This window comes from Sediminibacillus terrae (assembly GCF_009602435.1).
Lineage (GTDB): Bacteria > Bacillota > Bacilli > Bacillales > Amphibacillaceae > Sediminibacillus > Sediminibacillus terrae.
The window spans coordinates 52,703-66,136 of the sequence record NZ_VZDQ01000001.1 but is presented as its reverse complement, the minus strand read 5'-3'; the positions used below and the strand labels follow the sequence as shown (position 1 = coordinate 66,136).

The following is a 13,434-nucleotide window of genomic DNA, read 5'->3' as shown; positions in this document are numbered from 1 at the left end:
CTTTTGGTGGTCTGATAAAAAAGATAAAAAGAAAAGTAGCAACGGATAATGCAGTAGCTGTGACAAAGGCAAGGGGGCAAGCATCCCCGAACGATTTTGGAATCCGTTCGGTTTTTTTGTTTTGGTGGCAATCCCAAAGTAATACAATTTATTAACTATTACGTTACATAGGTTTGTCCTGCGGCTTATCTGGGCATATAACAACTACTCACCATGGAAAGCAGAAAAATACAGCGATTTGGAGGAGCAAATATGAATATTTTACTGACATCCGGTGCGAGAAGAATAGATTTTATCGGTTTTTTTCAAGAAGCACTGAAAGAAGCGGGGATTCTGGGGAATGTGATTGTTGCAGACCCGGACTATAACGCACCATCGCTGCAGGTAGCGGACCGTTCCTATATCATTCCGCATCAGACCGATGATAAATATGCCGAAAAAATACTGGAAATTTGCAAGGAAGATAAAATTGAAATGTTGATTCCTTTGAATGACTGGGAGGTTCCGAAATTAGCTGAGAACAAGGCTGCTTTTGATGAACTAGGAGTGAAGTTGTTCATCCCGGATCTTGAAGTAGTGACCAAGGTAAGGGACAAAGGAAGATATCAAGAACTGCTGGGCGAAATCGGTTTAAAAGCCCCGGTTTCATACTTTACGATTGAAGACGTCCAAGCAGGTGTAAATAACGGGGAAAGCTACTTTCCATTTATTGTAAAACCACGCAATGGCTCTGCGTCTATCGGGATAGAGATTGTCAACAATATGGAGGAGTTGAAGTCAGCATACCAATTGGCAGTCCATAAAATAGAGCAATCACCGCTTCGTTTCGATACAGAAAAGGATCCGGAAGACAATGTCATCATCCAGGAAGTCATTGAAGGAGAAAAATACAGTCTGGATATTGTCAACGATTTAGAAGGAAAATTCCTTACTTCACTGGCAAGAAAACAGCTGGCTATGCGTGGGGGAGATGTCGATCGTACGATTACCAGCCATGATAAGCCTTTGGTGGAAATCGGTAAAAAGATCGGAGACCACTTTAAGCATAAAGGCTATTTGAATACCGATGTGTTTTATGATGGAAAGGATTATTATATCATTGACATCAACCCGCGGTTTGGCGGCGGTTATGCTTTTTCACACGCTGCTGGAGCCGACATTCCGGCAGCCTTTATCGCTCTGGCAGCAGGAAAGCCGGTTGACTTTGAGTGGTTGACATCGACTCCGGAAATGGAACTGGCACGTTATGACTTGGTCACCAAAATCAATGAAGAAAAACTGCATAACCAGGCAGAGTAAAGGAAGTGTGGCTGGGACAAACGTATCGTGGTCAAAACAAGAACCGAACGATTCCATCATTCGTTCGGTTTTTTTGGTTTAAAAAAGTAAACCGTTCTAACATTCACTTATCTAAAGAGCACACTCCACTCCGGCAAGGTACTTCGCTTTCCGCGGGCATGGCTTCAGCTAAATACCGCTGGAGTCTGCTTACCTTGCCGTAACATACAAGTACGCATCAAACAACAGGGTAATAAGAAGTCTTTCTAAGAAACACAACTATTAAAAACCGAGCGAATTTGATTGATCAGTCAAATTCGCTCGGTTTTTGTTTTGATGGCCATGCTTTTGTCTCGGCCCCGTGTTTATGACGATAAGCCGGCAAATAGACAATTTTTATAAAATAAACAATCCAGAACGATACTTTTCTTGCCAAATCTATGATAAAATAATAATTGGAAACTGAAATGGCTATCAATGCGCAGCAGCTTCTCACTGCAGCGCATTTTCTGTTTTCTATTTTTCCCTGTTTCACGTGGAACATCGCAAATAGAATCGATACGATATAGCCAATGACCGTTTAGTAAAGGTGGTGTGTCTGACTATGTTACACCCGTTCAGCCGTATATTTGGCCTAGGTGAGAAATCAGACTCAGAAGTCCAAGAGGAATATCATCCGGATGAAGTAATCCAAATTCCTGTCAATCAGATAGAACCGAACCGCTATCAGCCGAGATCCATTTTCACACAGGAAAAGATTGAAGAATTAGCCCAAACGATACATACACACGGGATGATTCAACCAATCGTCGTCCGTAAACTGGACAAGGAAGAGGAAGGGTACGAGCTAATTGCGGGAGAAAGAAGATGGCGGGCGGTACAGTACTTACAATGGGAAAATGTTCCTGCCATCATTAGAGAAATGAACGATACAGAAACAGCCTCTGTTGCTTTAATAGAAAATTTACAAAGAGAAGAGCTGACTGTCATCGAGGAAGCGATGGCTTATCAGCGCTTATTGGAGTTGCATGGACTTACCCAGGAAGCGCTTGCCCAACGCCTGGGGAAAAGCCAATCGACTGTAGCCAACAAAATGCGTCTGTTGAAACTGCCTGAATCCGTTCAGCAGGCATTACTTGAAAAACATATCACCGAAAGGCATGCACGCGCCTTAATCGTTTTAAAGGATCCTGAAAAACAGGAAAAAATCCTCGCTGAAATCCTGGAAAAGGATTTGAATGTCAAGCAAACAGAAGAGCGGATCGCCAAACTATCTGCCGACAAACCGAAGCAAAAGAAAGCAAAATTAAAAGGCGTGAATAAAGATATGCGAATTGCAATGAATACGATTCGCCAATCACTGACCATGGTTTCTGATACCGGAATCGATTTAGAAACCGATGAAGAAGACCATGAGAATTACTATCAAATCACGATTAAAATTCCGAAAAAGAATAATCAAGGCTAGTCCCATCTTTTTAATAAAGATGGGTGTTTTTTAGCACTCTTTTGTTCCATGTGGAACACCGCAGGCGGTTGAATCGTTGATGCGTTGATTCATAAGATGATTACAAAAAGCTAACATTTTAAAAAACTATCTTTTTTTCGCATTCATAGAGTAAAATAAGTGATAAAATAAAAGAGTTAGAAGTTTTAGAGTAGGTAGGTGACACCATGGGAAAAGTAATCGCCATTGCTAATCAGAAGGGTGGCGTAGGAAAAACTACATCAGCAGTGAATCTTAGTGCATGTCTCGCATACTTAAACTATAAAGTCCTGCTTGTCGATATTGACCCGCAAGGAAACGCAACGAGTGGCGTAGGAATAAATAAAGCGGATATGGAGCAGTGCATCTATAATGTGCTGGTGGAAGATTTAGAAGCTGAAAAAGTATGTGTTCCTACAACCGTAGAAAATTTAGATATCATACCCGCAACCATACAACTTGCCGGCGCTGAAATAGAGCTGGTACCGACTATATCCAGGGAAGTCAGATTGAAAAAGGCAATCGACAGTGTCAAGGATGAATATGATTACGTGATTATCGATTGCCCGCCATCTCTAGGATTATTGACGATTAACTCACTGACAGCAGCAGATACTGTCCTTATTCCTGTACAGTGTGAGTATTATGCCTTGGAAGGTTTAAGTCAGCTGTTAAACACCATCAGACTTGTGCAAAAACATTTGAACAAGGAACTGATGATCGAAGGTGTGTTGTTGACGATGCTTGATGCCAGAACAAATTTAGGCATCCAGGTAATCGAAGAAGTCAAAAAGTACTTTCAGGATAAAGTTTATCAATCCATCATTCCAAGAAATATCAGGCTTGGAGAAGCGCCCAGCCATGGACAACCGATTATCATTTATGATCCCAAATCTAGAGGCGCAGATGTTTATCTAGACTTAGCAAAGGAAGTGATCGCTAATGGCGAGAGGGTTGGGGAAAGGTATTAATGCTTTTTTTCCTGAGTTGGAAACAAAGGAAGAGGAATCTGTTCAGGAAATTTCGGTGAAAGAATGCAGGCCGAATCCATATCAGCCAAGGAAAACATTCCATGCAGATGCGATTGAAGAATTGAAGGATTCCATTTTGGAGTATGGTATTCTCCAGCCATTAATTGTTAGAAAAAGCATCAAAGGCTATGAAATTGTGGTTGGCGAAAGGAGATTCCGGGCTGCCAAAGAAGCAGGCTTGAAAACAATCCCTGTCATCATCAAAGAGTTGACAGATGATAAAATGATGGAGCTGGCACTTCTGGAAAACCTGCAGCGGGAAGATTTATCTCCGATTGAAGAAGCTTCAGCTTATGCAAATTTGATGAAAGAATTAAACATTACCCAAGAAGAGTTGGCTCGGAGGCTGGGTAAAAGCAGGCCACACATTGCGAATTTGGTCCGCCTGTTAAGCTTGCCAGACCAAATCAGCGCATTGATCAACAATGGAGAACTGACAATGGGGCATGGACGTGCTTTACTAGGCCTGAAGGATAAACAAAAACTGAATCCACTGGTTGATAAAATCCGAAAAGAAGGCTTAAACGTCCGGCAGGTGGAACAACTGATTATCCAGTTGAACGAAAAGGCACCCCAGAAGAAAAAGGAAAAGCCGAAAAAGGATATATTTATTTCGGAGAGGGAGAGCCAATTGCGTGACCACTTGGGAACAGGTGTCACCATACACCGTGGCAAGCGGAAAGGGAAAATAGAAATCGAATTTTTCTCGAATGAGGATTTAGATCGAATTCTTGGCAAATTTCAATAACAGTGCCAACAAGGCCTGGTCCAGCAGGATACCCATCCTGACGGCCGGGCTTATTTTTTATCTTGTTTCACGTGAAACAAGGTAAAAAGAAGAAGCGCAAGGGAAAAGAGTGGAGATGGACATATGGTTTTGCTTGGAACGATGATAAACGTAATTTGTATTATCATAGGATCACTTATCGGTTTGTTTTTCGCGAACATACCTGAAAGATATAAAGAAACCGTCATGCATGGAATCGGCTTGGCGGTCCTGTTAATCGGGCTGCAAATGGCCTTGACTTCCGAAAACATTGTCGTGGTCCTGTTGGGACTCCTTACTGGGGCCATTGCAGGGGAAGCCCTGCACCTTGAGGAAAAATTGAACAATGCCGGTTACTGGATTGAAAGGAAGTTTGCTGGAAAAGGTAAGGGGAAGACTAGTGTAGCACAAGGCTTCATCACCGCATCCTTGATATTTGTCATCGGAGCCATGTCTGTCATCGGGGCATTGGACAGTGGCATACGCGGTGATCATGGCGTATTGATCACGAAAGCATTCATTGATGGATTTGTCGCATTAGTGCTGACCACTACAATGGGGTTGGGTGTCATATTTTCCGTTTTACCTGTTTTGTTTTATGAAGGAGGAATTGCGCTTTTGGCAACACAAATCGACAGCTGGTTCCCTCAATCGTTTTTCGATGGATTTATCATTGAAATGACGGCAGTGGGAGGACTGATGATTGTTGCTATTGGTTTGAACCTGCTTAAACTAACAAAAATCCGTGTCGCCAACCTGCTGCCTGCCCTGGTGACTGTAGGCGTTGTATATTACATTTATGGATTGATTGCAGGATGAATGGACACACTCGATACAGTCAAGGCAGCGATTGTGAGATTTATTTTTTGAAATGACAATTGAATCGCAAAGAAACCCGTCCACGGTTATGAAGGACGGGTTTCTTTGTTTTTCCCTATGTTAAGTATCGTTCTTACTTAACCCGGAAGGGCACAGCCTGCTGCTTTGACAGTTCCAAATCTAAAAGATGAAGGGAATCGGTTATTTTTCTTGCCATTTGCATTACAATGTTCAGTCTCGTGTTTTGCAAAACTAAAAACTCCATGTAACCGCTGATATTGACTACTCCTGTCAGATGTATATCTCCAACATCCGGCAGGGGCTTTTTTAAAGCCGCTCCCGGTTTTAACGGTCCAGGGGATAGGGTTACCGTGCCGATAGAGTCTATCCGTCCCAGACAGGCATCTATTGCGATAATAAAGGCTTCTGGGTGTCGTTGTTCGATCATTTCCATTTTTTCTTCCAAATTCACGGCATGAATCGGATCTGACAGAGTGCCATATACCGATAATCTTTGATTGGCTTTTTCGTTTAACAGGGTGCCTGTCAAAGGTCCTAACGAGTCCCCCGTTGAACGATCCGTGCCAATACAGACAACAACGATTTCCTTTGCATAAAACGGCAGTAATTCTGTTAGACCTTGCCGCATATTCTGGGAGAATAATACATCTTCATAATGGAAACGCCCTTCTTTTTTACCGGAAATTCTCTTTTTTAGATTCATAGCTGTTCCTCCAGAAACATATTGGTATTAGTATACGAATTTTTAATACTTTTATACCTGTGCAAATGTGTTACATAAAGGTCCAGTAAAAAAACCTGTCAAACATTGACCGGGTGAAAAGGTGGCAGATCAATATGTGGAAATCAGGTTTTAAATGGATGTTTTTAATAGTAGGCACCATGATTGGTGCAGGATATGCATCGGGACGAGAGCTTTGGCAATTTTTTGGCCATGAAAGTGGACTAGCCATCCTGCTGTTCACGATTCTTTTCTCGATAAGTTGTTATGTTGTACTGCAAATCAGTTATACAAGCCAATCGACTCATTATTTGCCGGTCCTGCAAACCATCGTCGGAAAAAAGCTGTCTTTTTTGTACGATGGCATGATCATTGTCTATTTATTTTCAACCACGGTGATCATGCTGGCTGGCAGCGGTGCTACCTGGCATGCTTTCAGTTTTCCGGCGTGGTGGGGCATCACAGCGATCGTTTTGCCGTTGATTGGCGTTTTTATTTGGGACATAAAAGGTGTATTATCCTTGAACAGTTTCATCCTGCCATTGTTGATTACCGGTCTATTAGCAACATTGCTTATCTTTTCTTTTCATCAGCAACTTTCCTTCTTGCCGGACATATCGAAACAAAGAAATTGGACAGCAGCTTTTCCATTCACCGCCCTTAACATTCTGCCGCTCATTGCGGTTCTCGGGGCCATCGGAAACGAGATGAAGGGCAGGGGAGAGATATGGATCGCCAGCGTCGGCAGCGGAATAGTGCTCGGTGTTATTTCTTATATCTATAACAACAGTCTCATCCAAATATCCGACGAAGTTTTGCTCTATGAAATTCCACTTTTTGCAATACTGAAGAATTACCCTTATGTCATGTTTTTGTTTATTTCGGTGCTTCTCTGGCTGGCAATTTTCACGACTGCCGTTTCCGGAACACTCGGTCTGGTTACAAGAGTGAGAGACAAATTGAATTATCCGCTTTGGGTGCTGGCTACCATTCTCGTGCTTCTTATGGTTCCGCTGACCAGCATAGGCTTCTCAACCTTGATAGAATACCTATACCCACTATATGGGGTTCTCAATCTCTATGTATTATCGTGTATTATCGTCTATCCAATAGTTAATAGGTACAAAATAGAATGAAAAATGGTAAAATGATTACTACCATCAATTTTGGAGGACAAAAAGTGGAACAAATACAACAAGAGTGGGCTGAATGGGTGAAACGCCTGATGGGACCGGAGTTTTGGATGCAAGTGGGATATGTCATCCTGCAGATCATCATGATCCTGATTATCTCTGCACTCATCATCCGGATCGGTACCACTTTGATCAACCGGATTTTCCGTAAACGGGAGCGAGGGCCGTTCCGGATCAGCGAGCGAAGAGAAAACACTTTGAAAAAGCTAGTCCAAAACACGTTGACCTATGTTGTCTATTTCACGGCCTTCATCATGATTCTGGACGCGATGACCATTCCGATCGGCGCACTGTTGGCCGGTGCCGGTGTCGCCGGATTGGCAATCGGGTTTGGAACGCAAAACTTGGTTCGTGACGTGATTACCGGTTTTTTCATCATTTTCGAGGATCAATTTTCAGTCGGCGATTATATACAAACTGCGGGGATAGAAGGGACAGTTGAAGAAATTGGCTTAAGGACGACAAAAATTTTGAGCTGGACAGGTGAGCTGCATATCGTCCCCAATGGAAGCGTCGACCAGGTGACCAACTATTCCATCCATAACAGCATTGCAGTAGTGGATGTCAATATCCCGTATGAAGCGGACATTCCGACTGCGGAAAGAATCATTGAGCAGCTGCTTCCGGAACTTCCGGCACAATATCCGGAAATGATTACAGTGCCCGAGTTGCTAGGCGTACAGACAATGGAAACTTCGCATGTTGTGATTCGGGTGATTGCAGAAGTGGTGCCGATGGAGCACTGGATGATCGCAAGAGTGATGAGAAGGGAAATCAAAGGAAGGCTGGAACGCCATGGAATTGACATTCCTTTGCCACGGATGGTCATGTACAGTCGGGAACAGGAATCTTCCAATCAAAATCAAGGAGAAAGAGGGGAGTAAACGATGCAGGAAAAAGACTATCAATTACATGATGTTGTACAGATGAAAAAGCCCCATCCTTGTGGGGAAAATCGCTGGAAAATCATCAGAATGGGCATGGATATCCGGATTAAGTGCGAAGGCTGCGGCCACAGCGTGATGATTCCCCGAAAGAAGTTCAATAGCAAAATGAAAAAAGTGTTGGAAAGACAGGAAGAAACAGAATGATTTGTTTCACGTGAAACAAATCAAAAATCGGATGATAAACGATGGTTGTTGTTTGTATAAACCTATAAACTACGACATAGTTTGGGTGCGTCTTCCACGGGCGGCTGGTGAGCTTCCTCGAGCTAACGCTCTGCGGGATCTCACCGAGGCCTTTCCTCCCGCAGGACAAGGAAGGCTGCGGCAGCGATGCATCGCACGAAGAAAATTGTTTTGTATTTTCGAGGAGTCTCCGGGTATTTTCTTCGCTAGGAACAGATTCCTGTTTAAAAATGCGTGTACTAGACATTTTTTATTTTTCGGTACTCCATGTACCGTTTTATCAAAAGAAATAGCTAGGAAAACAAGTAGAAAGTTCAAGTACAAGAGAAAAGACGGAACTCCAACAGTTTTTTATGAAAAGACGTACTTATTTCCTGACAACCGTTTTTAAGATGGCTTGTTGGGTCTCAATGAAAAATTCTCTACGCTTGCGAAAATCAGCATGCTTTTTAGCGCAGGTAGCATGCGCAGACTCCTGCGGGAACAGCACGAGCTGAAGATCCACTTGGTAAAGCGGTTTTCTTTATCAAGTTAGCTGAAGCCGTGCCCGCGGAAAGCGAAGTATCTACCGAAGCGGTGGTTAGCACGCTTTTTGAATAGGCAAGGACACTTCCCATTACAGTTAATGCGCTGTTTCTATTAACTGTCCAGTTATAGAGTGATAACGTGTAAAAAGAGCTTCCAAAAAACATGATTTCTGAAAATATTTATCTGCACGATAACAAAACTGAATATCACGTACCTAAGTTTGGAAAACAAGGGGAGATGTTTCCCTTGTTTTGTCATTTTGATAACTTGTCATTTCGGCCAAGTCTATCTATAATTGGTATGACTGAAACGTTCATATGAGCGGTATCCTTAAGGAGTGGAAGTTTTTATGGCATTGACAGCAGGAATTGTCGGTTTGCCCAACGTAGGAAAGTCTACGTTGTTTAATGCAATCACACAGGCAGGGGCAGAATCGGCAAATTACCCATTTTGTACAATAGATCCAAACGTAGGAATAGTGGAAGTCCCTGATTATCGGTTGACGAAGCTAACAGAATTGGTAAAACCGAAGAAGACGATTCCAACGGCTTTTGAGTTCACCGATATTGCCGGGATCGTCAAAGGGGCAAGTAAAGGGGAAGGACTTGGAAACCAATTCTTGTCACATATTCGTCAAGTGGACGCCATTTGTCATGTGGTCCGCTGCTTCCAAGATGAAAACATCACCCATGTTTCCGGAACAGTAGATCCGATTTCCGATATCGAGACAATCAATTTGGAACTGATTCTGGCAGATTTGGAGTCAGTGACAAAGCGTTTGCAACGTGTGGAAAAAATGGCAAGACAAAAAGACAAGGAAGCAGTTGCCGAGTTTGAAGTGTTAAGCAAGCTGAAAGACGCACTGGAGGAAGAAAAGCCTGCTCGCGCAGTTGAATTCACCGATGAACAGCAAAAACTGGTGAAAGGGCTGCATTTGTTGACCAGCAAGCCCATTCTTTACGTGGCAAACGTCGGAGAAGATGAATTGTTGGATGCTGACGATAATGAAAACGTGAAGCTTGTCCGCGAGTTTGCCGCAACGGAAAATGCGGAAGTCATTGTCATCAGCGCCAAAGTCGAATCGGAAATTGCCGAGCTGGAAGGCGAGGAAAAGGAAATGTTCCTTGAAGAACTGGGCATTGAAGAATCCGGGTTGGATCAACTGATCAAAGCCACTTACAATCTGCTCGGACTGGCGACTTATTTCACAGCAGGTGAACAGGAAGTACGTGCCTGGACTTTTACAGAAGGTATTAAGGCACCACAGGCAGCAGGAATCATCCATACTGACTTTGAAAGAGGTTTTATCAGGGCTGAAACTGTTTCGTATGATGATTTAATGGAAGCTGGTTCCATGAATGGAGCAAAGGAAAAAGGGAAGGTTCGATTGGAAGGAAAAGACTATTTGGTGAAAGACGGAGATATCATTCATTTCCGTTTCAATGTGTAAGCAGGGGAATTCGTCATTCTTTGTGTTGCAGTGCAGGTTAGGGTAGGTACTTGCACAATACTAAGGACTTTGGTATAATTCAACATTGTGAGTAATTAATGATTACTCCTTGCTCCTTTGCAAAAAAAGGGGCCGTTAAGTCCAAAAGGAGGTGCAAACGGATGAGAAATTATGAAATCATGTACATCGTCCGCCCGGATATCGAAGAGGAAGCGCAAACGGCTTTGATCGAGCGTTTCAACAAAATCCTTACAGATAATGGTGCGGAAATCGATAAAGTTGATGAAAAAGGCAAGAAACGTCTTGCTTATGAAATCAATAACTATCGCGATGGCTTCTACGTGCTAATCAACTTTAAAGGCGATGAAACCGCCATTAATGAATTCGACCGTCAAGCGAAGTACTCTGATGACATTATTCGTCATATTGCAGTTCGCGAAGACGACCAATAAGGAGTGGTTCTGATGTTAAATCGTGTCGTACTTGTCGGCAGGTTGACGAAGGATCCGGACTTACGCTATACACCAAATGGAGTAGCAGTGGCTAATTTCACATTAGCTGTCAATCGACCTTTTTCTAACCAGCAAGGAAACAGGGAAGCTGATTTTATCAACTGTGTGGTATGGAGACGTGCCGCCGAAAACCTGGCCAACTTTATGAGTAAAGGAAGCCTGGTCGGCGTGGACGGACGTGTACAGACACGCAACTTTGAAGGTCAGGACGGAAAAAGGGTATTCGTCACCGAAATAGTGGCCGATACTGTACAATTCCTGGAAACAAAAGGATCTTCCCAAGGTGGAGGACAAGGCTCACCAGGATATCAACAGAATCAGAACCAATCGAACAACAACGATTTTTCCAGACAAAATGAAGAGGACCCATTCAGCAATAATGGGGAACCGATCGATATATCAGATGATGATTTACCATTCTAAAGAGCTTGAAAGTGCGATACTTTTAAACTCAAGATAAAAGGAGGTAATACCTATGGCAGCTCGTCGTGGTCGTGCAAAGCGTCGTAAGGTGTGTTACTTCACAGCTAACGGCATTACACACATTGACTATAAAGATGTTGATTTGCTGAGACGTTTCGTTTCTGAGCGTGGAAAAATTCTTCCTCGTCGTGTGACTGGAACTTCTGCAAAATATCAACGTAAATTGACTAAAGCTATCAAGCGTGCTCGTCAAATGGCTCTATTGCCATACGTGACCGAGTAATGCGAAAGAGTCCTATGGAGGAATCCATAGGACTCTTTTTGTTGCATGAGATTTTGAAAAGTATATATATATATTATTCTATAATAAATCTGGAAATAAGGGCGATAAGTAGCAAACTATAACCACCACTATTAACTCTCCACGATAAGCTCAAATGAAGTTATAAAGTTATAAAGTCAGGAAGGCAATCATGCCCGTCTTATCCTCAAACTTTAAATATTAAAATAAATGAAATATAAAAGAAAATAAGTTCTGAATCAGCCCTTGTTGCTAATAAAATCCTCACAATATATAAGAACATTACAAGGGGGAATTGTTATTCGGAAATCAATGTTATGGATGATGCTCTTAATCATTGGCATATCGAGCGCTTGCAACTCTGATTCTCCAGGAACGTTTGCTTATTCGGACACAAAAGAAAAGCAAGGGATAGAAGTAACACTTGATCGTGTCGAAGAATTTCAAGGACAGAAATATGAAATGACCACTATCTATTATGAAATCAGTAACCACACAGACGAAGATGTGATAATAAATACAGATAAACAAGAGAATGATTCACATTCGACTTATTTGGAGGACGGAGAAGGAAACGTATATCCACTCAGCGGCTATGAAGGCCCCAAAACGGTGGATGGTACGGAAGACGGGGAAGCAGAGAAAAATTCAAATGGTCCTGGCTATATCGAGATACCGGCAGGCACTAATGAACTTAAGGCGGGAATCCATTTCAACGAAATATACCTGGATTCCTTTAAAACACAGCTGGCAATTACTTTGGAAGACGGTGATGTCCTCCCCTTTTTATTCAGTGGCAACCTTGATGATGACCACTTGGTGGATGATTAACACTTAAACATAGGCATCATGGATAACCCATGATGCCTGACCGCTTAATTGTTTTTAAATGAATCCCCCATTTACCCGCAGTGTTTGACCGGTAATCCATGATGCTTCCCGGCTTAACAGCAAACTGATGGCACCTCCAATATCTTCCGGAGTTCCAAGGCGATGGAAGGCATTGTTATTTTTGAATGTTTCTATTTGTTCCTCCGTTTTATCTGCAAAAAATAACTCTGTGGCAATTGGTCCGGGCGCAATAGTATTGATGGTGATATTCTTTGGACCGAATTCCTTTGCCAGTTGGCGTGTGAATTGTTCGACTGCCCCTTTTGTTCCCGCATATAAACTATAAGTTGGAAACATGTTCCCGTTAACAGAGGTGGAAAGGTTGATGATGCGGCCATCTTCTTCTAGATATCGGTATGCCTCTTTGATCGCAAAGTAGGTACCTTTTACATTAATGGCGAATAGTCTGTCAAAATCCTCTTCGGTAATTTGATCAATAGGTTTGGTAACCATTGCCCCGGCATTATTGATCAAGATATCAATCCTTCCAAATGCCTCTAATGTTGTCGAGAAAATTCGCTTGATATCTTCGACGTTGGCAATATCTCCTTGTACTGCTATTGCCTTTCCTCCTTGAGCAGTGATTCGCTCAACTACTGCTTCCGCCTTATTTTTATTGGAAACATAGTTGACCGCAACTGTTGCCCCTTCTGCAGCTAACTTTACAGCCGTTTTTTCTCCTATTCCACGTGAACCTCCCGTAATTAAAGCTACTTTTCCAGTCAATGATAATGCCATAAATGTTCACTCCTTATTGTATGTCTGATATTCATTTTAATAAAAAGCCGACTAAAACCTGTAGCCTGTTACTCGCAAATCATTGCCTAATTCTCCAACTATTTGGTAAGCTACTCATATCTAAGTAGGAAGGGAAGCGAAAGCGC

Annotated in this window: 15 protein-coding genes; 13 read left to right on the top strand and 2 right to left on the bottom strand. The window is 42.5% G+C overall.

From position 1 onward, the window contains the following. Nucleotides 1–252: 252 nt before the first annotated feature. From F6X55_RS00300 to F6X55_RS00280, 5 genes are all read left to right on the top strand, one after another. Entirely contained in the window at nt 253–1,299 is a 1,047-nt protein-coding gene (locus tag F6X55_RS00300) for an ATP-grasp domain-containing protein (protein WP_153461464.1), read from the top strand. A gap of 583 nt (nt 1,300–1,882) precedes the next feature. Beyond that, complete coding sequence (noc, locus tag F6X55_RS00295; RefSeq protein ID WP_026568913.1) at nt 1,883–2,746, top strand: nucleoid occlusion protein; 864 nt, start codon at nt 1,883–1,885, stop codon at nt 2,744–2,746. 206 nt (nt 2,747–2,952) lie between these two features. Then, nucleotides 2,953–3,735 (top strand): ParA family protein, encoded by a 783-nt coding sequence (locus F6X55_RS00290; protein WP_153461463.1) that lies wholly within the window; start codon nt 2,953–2,955, stop codon nt 3,733–3,735. Continuing rightward, nucleotides 3,707–4,543, top strand: a complete 837-nt coding sequence (locus F6X55_RS00285) for a ParB/RepB/Spo0J family partition protein (RefSeq protein ID WP_026568911.1) — start codon at nt 3,707–3,709, stop codon at nt 4,541–4,543. The genes F6X55_RS00290 and F6X55_RS00285 overlap by 29 nt, the downstream gene beginning before the upstream one ends. A gap of 123 nt (nt 4,544–4,666) precedes the next feature. Next, nucleotides 4,667–5,380: a DUF554 domain-containing protein gene (locus tag F6X55_RS00280; protein ID WP_153461461.1), complete on the top strand. Its 714-nt coding sequence runs from the start codon at nt 4,667–4,669 to the stop codon at nt 5,378–5,380. A gap of 133 nt (nt 5,381–5,513) precedes the next feature. On the opposite strand, the gene yyaC is transcribed toward F6X55_RS00280, so the two are convergent. Beyond that, nucleotides 5,514–6,104, bottom strand: coding sequence for a spore protease YyaC (gene yyaC / locus F6X55_RS00275; RefSeq protein WP_153461459.1), 591 nt, complete (start codon nt 6,102–6,104; stop codon nt 5,514–5,516). A 134-nt stretch (nt 6,105–6,238) separates the two neighbouring features. On the opposite strand from yyaC, the gene F6X55_RS00270 reads away from it, so the two are divergent. From F6X55_RS00270 to F6X55_RS00235, 8 genes are all read left to right on the top strand, one after another. Then, nucleotides 6,239–7,258, top strand: coding sequence for a YkvI family membrane protein (locus F6X55_RS00270; RefSeq protein WP_026568908.1), 1,020 nt, complete (start codon nt 6,239–6,241; stop codon nt 7,256–7,258). Nucleotides 7,259–7,302: 44 nt separating this feature from the next. Beyond that, a complete protein-coding gene (locus F6X55_RS00265) occupies nt 7,303–8,199 on the top strand; it encodes a mechanosensitive ion channel family protein (protein WP_337189808.1) in 897 nt (298 codons plus the stop codon). A gap of 3 nt (nt 8,200–8,202) precedes the next feature. Beyond that, complete coding sequence (locus F6X55_RS00260; protein WP_153461457.1) at nt 8,203–8,406, top strand: DUF951 domain-containing protein; 204 nt, start codon at nt 8,203–8,205, stop codon at nt 8,404–8,406. A gap of 916 nt (nt 8,407–9,322) precedes the next feature. After that, the gene (ychF, locus tag F6X55_RS00255) at nt 9,323–10,423 is read left to right on the top strand and encodes a redox-regulated ATPase YchF (RefSeq protein ID WP_026568905.1); all 1,101 of its coding nucleotides are present in this window, start codon (nt 9,323–9,325) and stop codon (nt 10,421–10,423) included. A gap of 161 nt (nt 10,424–10,584) precedes the next feature. Further along, entirely contained in the window at nt 10,585–10,875 is a 291-nt protein-coding gene (rpsF, locus tag F6X55_RS00250) for a 30S ribosomal protein S6 (RefSeq protein WP_026568904.1), read from the top strand. 12 nt (nt 10,876–10,887) lie between these two features. After that, nucleotides 10,888–11,358 (top strand): single-stranded DNA-binding protein, encoded by a 471-nt coding sequence (gene ssb / locus F6X55_RS00245; protein ID WP_026568903.1) that lies wholly within the window; start codon nt 10,888–10,890, stop codon nt 11,356–11,358. A gap of 52 nt (nt 11,359–11,410) precedes the next feature. Next, nucleotides 11,411–11,641 (top strand): 30S ribosomal protein S18, encoded by a 231-nt coding sequence (gene rpsR, locus F6X55_RS00240; protein ID WP_026568902.1) that lies wholly within the window; start codon nt 11,411–11,413, stop codon nt 11,639–11,641. Nucleotides 11,642–11,983: 342 nt separating this feature from the next. Beyond that, a complete protein-coding gene (locus F6X55_RS00235) occupies nt 11,984–12,490 on the top strand; it encodes a hypothetical protein (RefSeq protein ID WP_153461455.1) in 507 nt (168 codons plus the stop codon). A gap of 54 nt (nt 12,491–12,544) precedes the next feature. Here F6X55_RS00235 and F6X55_RS00230 read toward each other — a convergent pair whose 3' ends face one another. Continuing rightward, nucleotides 12,545–13,288 (bottom strand): SDR family oxidoreductase, encoded by a 744-nt coding sequence (locus F6X55_RS00230; protein WP_153461453.1) that lies wholly within the window; start codon nt 13,286–13,288, stop codon nt 12,545–12,547. Between the last annotated feature and the right edge of the window lie 146 nt (nt 13,289–13,434).

What these genes read in the sequence shown, in the direction of transcription:
- F6X55_RS00300 (WP_153461464.1), top strand. Translation starts at nt 253, where the DNA reads ATGAATATTTTACTGACATCCGGTGCGAGAAGAATAGATTTTATCGGT.
- noc (WP_026568913.1), top strand. Translation starts at nt 1,883, where the DNA reads ATGTTACACCCGTTCAGCCGTATATTTGGCCTAGGTGAGAAATCAGAC.
- F6X55_RS00290 (WP_153461463.1), top strand. Translation starts at nt 2,953, where the DNA reads ATGGGAAAAGTAATCGCCATTGCTAATCAGAAGGGTGGCGTAGGAAAA.
- F6X55_RS00285 (WP_026568911.1), top strand. Translation starts at nt 3,707, where the DNA reads ATGGCGAGAGGGTTGGGGAAAGGTATTAATGCTTTTTTTCCTGAGTTG.
- F6X55_RS00280 (WP_153461461.1), top strand. Translation starts at nt 4,667, where the DNA reads ATGGTTTTGCTTGGAACGATGATAAACGTAATTTGTATTATCATAGGA.
- yyaC (WP_153461459.1), bottom strand. Translation starts at nt 6,104, where the DNA reads ATGAATCTAAAAAAGAGAATTTCCGGTAAAAAAGAAGGGCGTTTCCAT.
- F6X55_RS00270 (WP_026568908.1), top strand. Translation starts at nt 6,239, where the DNA reads ATGTGGAAATCAGGTTTTAAATGGATGTTTTTAATAGTAGGCACCATG.
- F6X55_RS00260 (WP_153461457.1), top strand. Translation starts at nt 8,203, where the DNA reads ATGCAGGAAAAAGACTATCAATTACATGATGTTGTACAGATGAAAAAG.
- ychF (WP_026568905.1), top strand. Translation starts at nt 9,323, where the DNA reads ATGGCATTGACAGCAGGAATTGTCGGTTTGCCCAACGTAGGAAAGTCT.
- rpsF (WP_026568904.1), top strand. Translation starts at nt 10,585, where the DNA reads ATGAGAAATTATGAAATCATGTACATCGTCCGCCCGGATATCGAAGAG.
- ssb (WP_026568903.1), top strand. Translation starts at nt 10,888, where the DNA reads ATGTTAAATCGTGTCGTACTTGTCGGCAGGTTGACGAAGGATCCGGAC.
- rpsR (WP_026568902.1), top strand. Translation starts at nt 11,411, where the DNA reads ATGGCAGCTCGTCGTGGTCGTGCAAAGCGTCGTAAGGTGTGTTACTTC.
- F6X55_RS00235 (WP_153461455.1), top strand. Translation starts at nt 11,984, where the DNA reads ATGCTCTTAATCATTGGCATATCGAGCGCTTGCAACTCTGATTCTCCA.
- F6X55_RS00230 (WP_153461453.1), bottom strand. Translation starts at nt 13,288, where the DNA reads ATGGCATTATCATTGACTGGAAAAGTAGCTTTAATTACGGGAGGTTCA.